The sequence below is a fragment of the Tenacibaculum sp. L6 genome (genome assembly GCF_028823685.1).
In the GTDB taxonomy this organism is placed as follows: Bacteria; Bacteroidota; Bacteroidia; order Flavobacteriales; family Flavobacteriaceae; genus Polaribacter.
This window is the reverse complement of the sequence record NZ_JAPEHZ010000087.1, coordinates 1-8,148: the sequence shown is the minus strand read 5'-3', so window position 1 is coordinate 8,148 and position 8,148 is coordinate 1. Positions and strand designations below refer to the sequence as shown.

Below are 8,148 nucleotides of genomic sequence, written 5' to 3'. Positions count from 1 at the left end.
CATTGATGCAAAATGAGTAAGCATCAAAAAAGAACATACTCTTAACATTAAAATATCTTAAATTATGTATAGTTACACACAAGAAGTTGCCGAAAAATTAAATAACCTTTTAGAAAAGAATTATGATGCAGTTAAAGGTTATGAAACAGCTGCAAATAATGTTAAAAGTGAATCTTTAACAAACTTTTTTAATCGAAGAGCTAATGAACGTAAAGATTTTGGAAAAGAACTTAAAGCAGAAATAACATCTTTTAACCAAAAACCTGATAAAGGCGGAAGTATTACTGGTAAAGCCCACAGAATGTGGATGGACACCAAAGCTTTCTTTTCTAATGAAGACGAAGAAGCTATGCTAGAAGAAGCTTTAAGAGGAGAAAAAGCAGCTCTAGAAGAGTATAACGAAGTTATTAACTCGGAGTTACATTTACCAGAATCTACTTTAAACTTAATCAAATCTCAACGAGATATGATTTTAAATGATGCCATATTCGTTAAAAAGTTAGAAGAAGTAGAATAATTAATAGTAGATAGTTTTTAAAAAGCAGGTTAAACACCTGCTTTTCTTATGTCTACCGCTTTTTTAGAGCAACTTTTATAAATGTCTTCATACACAGGTAAAATATTTTCTAATGAAAAGGATTTAATATGTTCTTTCGCATTTTCTTTAAATTGATTTAAAACAGCTTCATCTTTTAAAATGCTAATAGCATTATTTGCCATTTCATCAATATTACCCAAATCACTTAAAAAACCTGTTTCTCCTTGAATATTTACTTCTGGTAACCCGCCTGTATTGGTAGAAATTACTGGCGTGCTTGCCGCCATAGCTTCTAAAGCTGCCAATCCGAAGCTTTCTGTTTCCGAAGGCAATAAAAACACATCGGTATAACATAAAATTTTAGCTACTTCGGTACTATTTCCCATAAATAGTACTTTATCTTCTATTTTTAGTTTTTTCGCTAAGTTTTCAGCTTTTAAACGTTCTGGTCCATCACCAACCATTAATAATTTTGAAGGTATTTCTTTTTGAACTTTATTAAAAATTCGAATTACATCATCGGTACGTTTTACAGGACGAAAATTACTAATATGTGTTAAAATTCGTTCATGTGGTTTCGCCAGAGCTTCTCTTTTACACTCTCCTTCATGCGCTTTATCATACTTTTCACCATCAATAAAATTATAGACAACTTTAATATCTTTTTCAATATTAAATAAACGAAGGGTATCTTCTTTTAAACTGTTAGAAACTGCCGTAACTTCATCAGATTTATTGATGCTAAATTCTACCGCTGTTTTATAGGTTGGATGACTTCCTACCAAAGTAATATCAGTACCATGTAACGTTGTTACCACCTTTACATCAATACCTTTATCTTCTAACATTTTTTTTGCCATATAAGCTGCATAGGCATGTGGAATAGCATAATGTACATGTAAAACTTCAAGCTCATATTTTGCTACTACTTCTACCATTTTACTTGATAAAGCCAATTCGTAAGGTTGGTATTGAAATAGTGGATATTCTTCTAAAACAACTTCATGAAAGTGTAAACGGTGTGAAAAGAAATCTAATCGAACAGGTTGATTGTAAGTTATAAAATGTACTTCGTGACCTTTATCAGCAAGAGCCATTCCTAATTCAGTTGCTACAACTCCACTTCCACCAAAGGTTGGATAACATACAATTCCTATTTTCATGTTTACTGTTTGATTATTTTTAAGTTTAGAATATAGTTAATGACGTAAATTTACGGTATTACTTACGTTTATATGTAAAGAATTTCATAAAATAAAAACGCCATTACATAGTTTGTAATGGCGTTTTTCTACTTTAATCTATAAATTATCTGTAATTTAGTAATCTCCTAATGTTTCAGGGTTTTGAGCTAAAGCAGATGCTAATTGTTCATCATTTGGTGCTTTACCATGCCACGCGTGAGTGTGCATCATAAAATCTACACCATTACCCATTTCAGTATATAATAAAACACAAACTGGTTTTCCTTTTCCTGTGCAAGATTTTGCATCAGCCATTCCGTTTAAAATAGCTTCAACATTATTTCCTTTTTTGATTTCTACAACATCCCATCCAAAAGCTTCAAACTTAGCTTTTAAACTTCCCATAGGTAAAACTTCATCAGTAGAACCATCGATTTGTTTTTCGTTTAAATCAACTGTAGAAATTAAATTATCAACCTTTTTAGCAGAAGCATACATAGCAGCTTCCCAAATTTGACCTTCTTGTAACTCTCCATCACCATGTAATGAATATACAATTTTATCATCTCCGTTTAACTTTTTTGCTTCAGCAGCACCGATAGCAACACTCATTCCTTGCCCTAACGATCCTGAAGCAATACGAATACCCGGTAAGGCTTCATGCGTAGTTGGGTGACCTTGTAAACGAGAGTCTAACTTTCTAAAAGTTGCCAACTCAGCTACAGGGAAAAATCCGCTATGAGCTAGTACACTATAATATACAGGTGAAATATGTCCGTTTGACAAGAAAAATAAATCTTCATTTGTACCGTCCATGGTAAAATCGGTAGAATAATCCATAATTTCTTGATACAAACAAGTGAAAAATTCTGCACATCCTAAAGAACCTCCTGGGTGTCCTGAATTTACAGCATGTACCATTCGTACAATATCTCTACGAACTTGTTGTGTAAAATCTTGTAATTGTTGTGTTGTTGGCATTATTGTTTTGTTTTATGCCCACAAATGTAACTGATTATGCAAAAATGAGCAATTACTTTTATTAGGTTTTTTGCTTTTTCTTCTTAGCTGCAGGAAACAGTACATTGTTTAAAATTAAACGATATCCTGGAGAAGTTGGATGTAAATCTAATTCTGTTTTCGGATCTCCTACCCTATGTTGGTAATCTTCAGGATCGTGACCTCCATAAAAAGTAAACATTCCTTTCCCTTTCGTTCCATGAATATACCTGCCTTCTTTGTTGGTTTTGTTTTCTCCCAAAACAACAATAGTCGATTTTATAGTATTTGGATCAAATGAAGTCGTTTGCCCCATAAAACCTTTTACCAGCATGGTATGGTTTTGAGTAAGCATAGTTGGAACTTGATCCCATTTGGCTGAAAACTCTTTCAACGTAAAATAATCTACTTCTTTATTAATTCTCCTTTTTCGAGTCATATCAATGGTAGAAAATTCATACGTAGTTGGATTACGAATCAGCTCAAAATTTTTAAAAGCAAAAGTTTTATTAAAATCTATTTTAGATTGATAACTAGGCTCTGAGGCATCACCATCAAACATTGCTTCACAAATATCTACTCCATCAGCTGCTAAGGCAATATCAAAACTATCGGTTGCTGAGCACATGGCAAACATGAATCCACCACCAACTACGTAATCACGTATTTTTTTAGCTACGGCACCTTTTTCTTCTGACACTTTAGTATAACCTAACTTGGTAGCTAAGGCTTCTGCATCTTTCTTTTGTTTAATATACCAAGGTGCGGTTCTAAAAGCACCATAAAATCGTCCATATTGCCCTGTAAAGTCTTCGTGATGTAAGTGTAACCACTCATACAATAACAACTTATCATTCAATACTTCTTCATCGTATACTACATCAAAAGGAATTTCAGCATAAGTTAACACCATGGTTACCGCATCGTCCCAAGGCATTTTATCTTTAGGAGAATACACCGCTATTTTCGGAGCTTTTTCTAAAGTAACTGCTTCTTGATTTTTTGAAGGTGAAGAAATTTCTTCTAAAATTAATGCTGATTTAGCATCTGAAATGATTTGGTAGGAAACACCTCGGATTTTAAATTCTTTCTCAACAGATTCGTTGTTTTCAATTAAAAAAGCGCCACCATCATAATTCAACAACCATTTTGCTTTTAATCCATTTTGAAGTGCATAATACACAATTCCATACGCCTTTAAATGATTCTTCTGATTTTCATTACTCATTGGCACATAAATAAAGGAAGCCCAAATCGTGTTTGAGAATAGAAAAAAGATAAGTATGTATGTAAATTGCTTCATATCAAAAACTAAAATACACAATTACTTTTTAGCAATTGTGTATTCAGTTATATTTTAAGTTTTATTTAAAGATTAAAACGGAACATCATCGTCACTCGGACCAAAAGCATCTTCTGGTGAAGCGAAGTTACTTGACGCTACTTCATCGTTAAATCCAGAGTTCATACTCGATTGGAATTCACTACTAAATCCTTCTTCTAAATCTGAGAATTTTGCTAAGTGTCCTGTAAACTTCAAACGGATATTGTCCAATCCACCGTTACGGTGTTTTGCGACAATAAACTCTCCTTGACCTTCACATGGTGAATGGTCGTCGTCATCCCACTCTGTCATTCCGTAGTATTCAGGACGGTAAATAAACGATACAATATCTGCATCTTGCTCAATCGCTCCCGATTCACGAAGATCGGATAGTAACGGACGTTTACTACCTCCACGAGTTTCTACCGCACGAGATAGCTGAGAAAGTGCAATTACTGGCACATTTAATTCTTTACCTAAAGCTTTTAAGTTACGCGAAATCGTCGAAATTTCCTGTTCACGGTTACCTCCTGCTCCACCAGCTGTCATTAACTGTAGGTAGTCAATAATTAATATTTTAACTCCATGTTGTGATACTAAACGACGCGCTTTAGCACGTAAATCGAAAATGGACAAGGCAGGTGTATCATCAATAAAAATAGGCGCTTCTGAAAGATTTTTAACTTTTACATTTAATTGCTCCCATTCATGTGGCTCTAAATTTCCTTTACGCAATTTTTCAGAAGTTAACCCAGTTTCCGAAGAAATCATACGCGTAATTAACTGTACCGACGACATCTCTAACGAAAATAATGCTACAGGATGTCCGAAATCTATTGCCATATTTTTCGCCATCGAAATTACGAATGCCGTTTTACCCATACCAGGACGTGCAGCAATAATAATTAAATCGGTAGGCTGCCAACCAGAAGTAAGTGCGTCTAATTTGGTAAAACCAGTTGCCAAACCACTCATTCCTTCTTTGGTAGAAATCTCCTGGATTTTATTAATGGATTGTTGTACTAACGAATCGGCTCTCTCTGCTCCCTTTTTTAAGTTTCCTTGTGTAACCTCGAATAGTTTTCCTTCGGCATCATCTAACAAATCAAAAACATCCATGGTTTCGTCATAGGCGTTTTCGATAATTTCTGAAGAAATGGTTATTAATCTTCTTTGAATGTATTTTTCAAGAATAATTCTCGAATGAAACTCAATGTGCGCTGAAGAGGCTACTTTTTGCGTTAATCCAATTAAATAAAAATCTCCTCCTGCTATATCTAACTTCCCGTTCTTTTTTAACTGATTAGAAACCGAAAGTAAATCGATTGGTTCTGAATTTTGAAATAATGCATAGATTGCTGCATAAATTTCTTGGTGTCTTTTGTCATAGAAAGCCTCAGGATGCAAAATATCAATTACTTCATCAATACCCTTTTTATCAATCATCATAGCTCCTAAAACAGCTTCTTCTAATTCTAAGGCTTGCGGTGGTAATTTTCCTTTTTCTAGGCTAATAATTCTAGCTTTATCAATTTTTGTTCCTTTTAGAGATTGGGTTCTTTCCATGTCAGCAAATGTATATTATTAAGATGATATTTGTAGGAGCATTACTTAAATTTCTTTTTGCACAAATTTTGTAAACAAAACTGTTATTAACTTGTTGATAACGTATCAACTTTCTTATTTTTGGACGTATGAGCCATCAAAAAAAATATATTTACATTGCGTTAGCACTTCCAATTCAGATAATTTTAGTGCAAATTTTACGCCAAAATCCGCAATGGATTGAACACTATTATAGCACTGGTGTCTACCCTTATTTTTCTAGGTTTTTTCGTGTTTTTTTTGGTTGGATTCCTTTTTCTGTTGGTGATGTGTTAGGTTTTATATTCCTTTTTTTATTCCTAAAAAAAATATACGAAGTCATAAAAAAACGTTTTAAAAACACGCTTCCTAATTTAATAAAATCCACAGCGATTCTATCAATTATTTATTGTTGTTTTTATGCTTTTTGGGGGTTAAATTATTTTAGAGAGCCCTTAGCTAAGAATTTAGGCTTACAGCAATCCAACTACACTACCGAAGAATTAGTTTCTACAACAGAACATATTATTAAAGAATTAAACGCTGTTCACCTACAAATTACCTCTAACGATTCTGTAAAAGTGATAGTTCCTTATTCTCAAAAAGAAATATATAAATTGGCTCCTAATGGTTTTAAATCGTTATCAGCCATTTACCCACAGTTAAACTATCAAACTTCATCAATAAAAAGTTCTTTGGTAAGTTTATTTCAATCGTACAATGGTACTTCAGGATATATTAATCCATTAACCGGTGAGGCTCAAGTAAATGATATGATTCCTAAAACAGGTTATCCAGCTACTACCTGTCATGAAATAGCACATCAAATTGGTTGGGCAGCAGAAAACGATGCTAATTTTGTGGGGTTTTTAGCTTCTGTAGCAAATGATGACCTTTATTTTAAATATTCCGGCTACCGTATGGCTTACAACTATTGTATTCGTCAAGTGTATAAAAGGGATAAAGAATTAGGGAAAGAACTGGCTAAAACGTTAAATGAAGGTGTTTATAAAGATTATAAAGCTAGTTACGTACATTGGCAACAATTTAAAAACCCTATTGAACCTTACCTAAAAAAAGGGTACAATTCTTATTTAAAAGCCAACAATCAATCAAAAGGAATACAATCGTATAGCTATGTTGTCGATTTATTGATTGCTTATTTTAAAAATGAATATTAACATAAATTCATCTTATTTCACTTCACTAAATACATTTGAAATAGCTATTTTTGAGGCTTTAAAAATACTACGATGAACAAACAACATATAATCGACCGATTTATTAAGTATGTAACTATTGATACTGAAAGTGATCCTAACAATCCTGCTTTTCCTAGTACTGAAAAACAATGGGACTTAGCTAAAGTTCTTGAAAAAGAATTGAAGGAAATAGGAATGGAAGATGTTGAATTAGATGAAAATTGTTATTTAATGGCAACGTTACCAAGTAATTTAGATTACGAAGTGCCAACTATTGGTTTTGTTGCTCATATTGATACAAGTCCTGATTTTACAGGAGCTAATGTTAAGCCTCAAATTCATGAGAATTACGATGGTAAAGATATCTTATTAAACAAGGAAGAGAACATCGTTTTATCTCCTGATTATTTCGAGGATTTATTACAATACAAAGGTCAAACAATCATCACTACTGACGGTACTACTTTATTAGGTGCTGATGATAAAGCTGGAGTTACAGAAATTGTTTCAGCTATGGAATACTTAATCCAACACCCAGAAATTAAGCACGGTAAAATCCGTATTTGCTTTACTCCTGATGAAGAAGTTGGTAAAGGAGCTCATATGTTTGATGTTGAAAAATTTGGTGCAGAATGGGCTTACACAATGGACGGAAGTCAGATTGGAGAATTAGAGTACGAAAACTTTAATGCTGCTGGAGCAACAGTTACTATTAATGGTAAAATTGTACATCCAGGATACGCGAAAGGAAAAATGATCAATTCTATGTTAATTGCTAGTGAGTTCATCAATGCTTTACCTGAAGATGAAGTACCAGAAAAAACTACGGGTTACGAAGGTTTCTTCCATTTACACCACATGCAAGGTGAAGTTGAAAAAACAACTTTACACTATATTATTAGAGATCACGACATGGATCAATTCAATAACCGTAAACAAGCTATGTTAGATTTAGCTGAAGTGTTGAATGCTAAACGTGGACAAAAATTAGTTTCTGTTGAGATTAAAGATCAATATTTCAACATGAAAGAAAAAGTAACCCCGGTAATGCATATTGTTGATATTGCTGAAGAGGTAATGAAAGATATGGGAATTACTCCGTTAATCAAACCTATTCGTGGTGGTACTGATGGTTCTCAACTATCATACAAAGGATTGCCTTGTCCGAACATTTTTGCTGGTGGACATAATTTCCACGGACGTTATGAATATGTTCCCGCAGAGAGTATTGTAAAAGCTAGTGAGGTTATTGTTGGTATAGCTCAAAAAGTAGCTGTAAAGTTTAAATAATCAATCGCTTCTTATTTATATAAAATC

At 33.3% G+C, this 8,148-nt stretch carries 7 protein-coding genes; 3 read left to right on the top strand and 4 right to left on the bottom strand.

The window, feature by feature from the left end:
* The first annotated feature begins 64 nt into the window (after positions 1–64).
* The gene (locus OU788_RS11415; protein WP_274635287.1) at positions 65–517 is read left to right on the top strand and encodes a ferritin-like domain-containing protein; all 453 of its coding nucleotides are present in this window, start codon (positions 65–67) and stop codon (positions 515–517) included.
* Between the two features lie 29 nt (positions 518–546).
* Here OU788_RS11415 and bshA read toward each other — a convergent pair whose 3' ends face one another.
* The 4 genes from bshA to dnaB all read right to left on the bottom strand — a co-directional run bounded on the left by bshA (position 547) and on the right by dnaB (position 5,611).
* Positions 547–1,701 (bottom strand): N-acetyl-alpha-D-glucosaminyl L-malate synthase BshA, encoded by a 1,155-nt coding sequence (bshA, locus tag OU788_RS11410; RefSeq protein WP_274635286.1) that lies wholly within the window; start codon positions 1,699–1,701, stop codon positions 547–549.
* A 156-nt stretch (positions 1,702–1,857) separates the two neighbouring features.
* The gene (locus OU788_RS11405; protein ID WP_274635285.1) at positions 1,858–2,703 is read right to left on the bottom strand and encodes a transketolase; all 846 of its coding nucleotides are present in this window, start codon (positions 2,701–2,703) and stop codon (positions 1,858–1,860) included.
* 61 nt (positions 2,704–2,764) lie between these two features.
* Positions 2,765–3,949, bottom strand: coding sequence for an asparagine synthetase B (locus OU788_RS11400; protein ID WP_446751490.1), 1,185 nt, complete (start codon positions 3,947–3,949; stop codon positions 2,765–2,767).
* Positions 3,950–4,096: 147 nt separating this feature from the next.
* Entirely contained in the window at positions 4,097–5,611 is a 1,515-nt protein-coding gene (gene dnaB / locus OU788_RS11395; protein ID WP_274635283.1) for a replicative DNA helicase, read from the bottom strand.
* Positions 5,612–5,739: 128 nt separating this feature from the next.
* Here dnaB and OU788_RS11390 point away from each other — a divergent pair, with 128 nt between their 5' ends.
* Together OU788_RS11390 and pepT are read left to right on the top strand one after the other, a co-directional pair.
* Positions 5,740–6,810 carry a DUF3810 domain-containing protein gene (locus OU788_RS11390; protein WP_274635282.1) on the top strand — a complete coding sequence of 357 codons (1,071 nt, stop codon included), beginning with the start codon at positions 5,740–5,742 and terminating at the stop codon, positions 6,808–6,810.
* Positions 6,811–6,882: 72 nt separating this feature from the next.
* Positions 6,883–8,121, top strand: a complete 1,239-nt coding sequence (gene pepT / locus OU788_RS11385; RefSeq protein WP_274635281.1) for a peptidase T — start codon at positions 6,883–6,885, stop codon at positions 8,119–8,121.
* Positions 8,122–8,148: the final 27 nt, after the last annotated feature.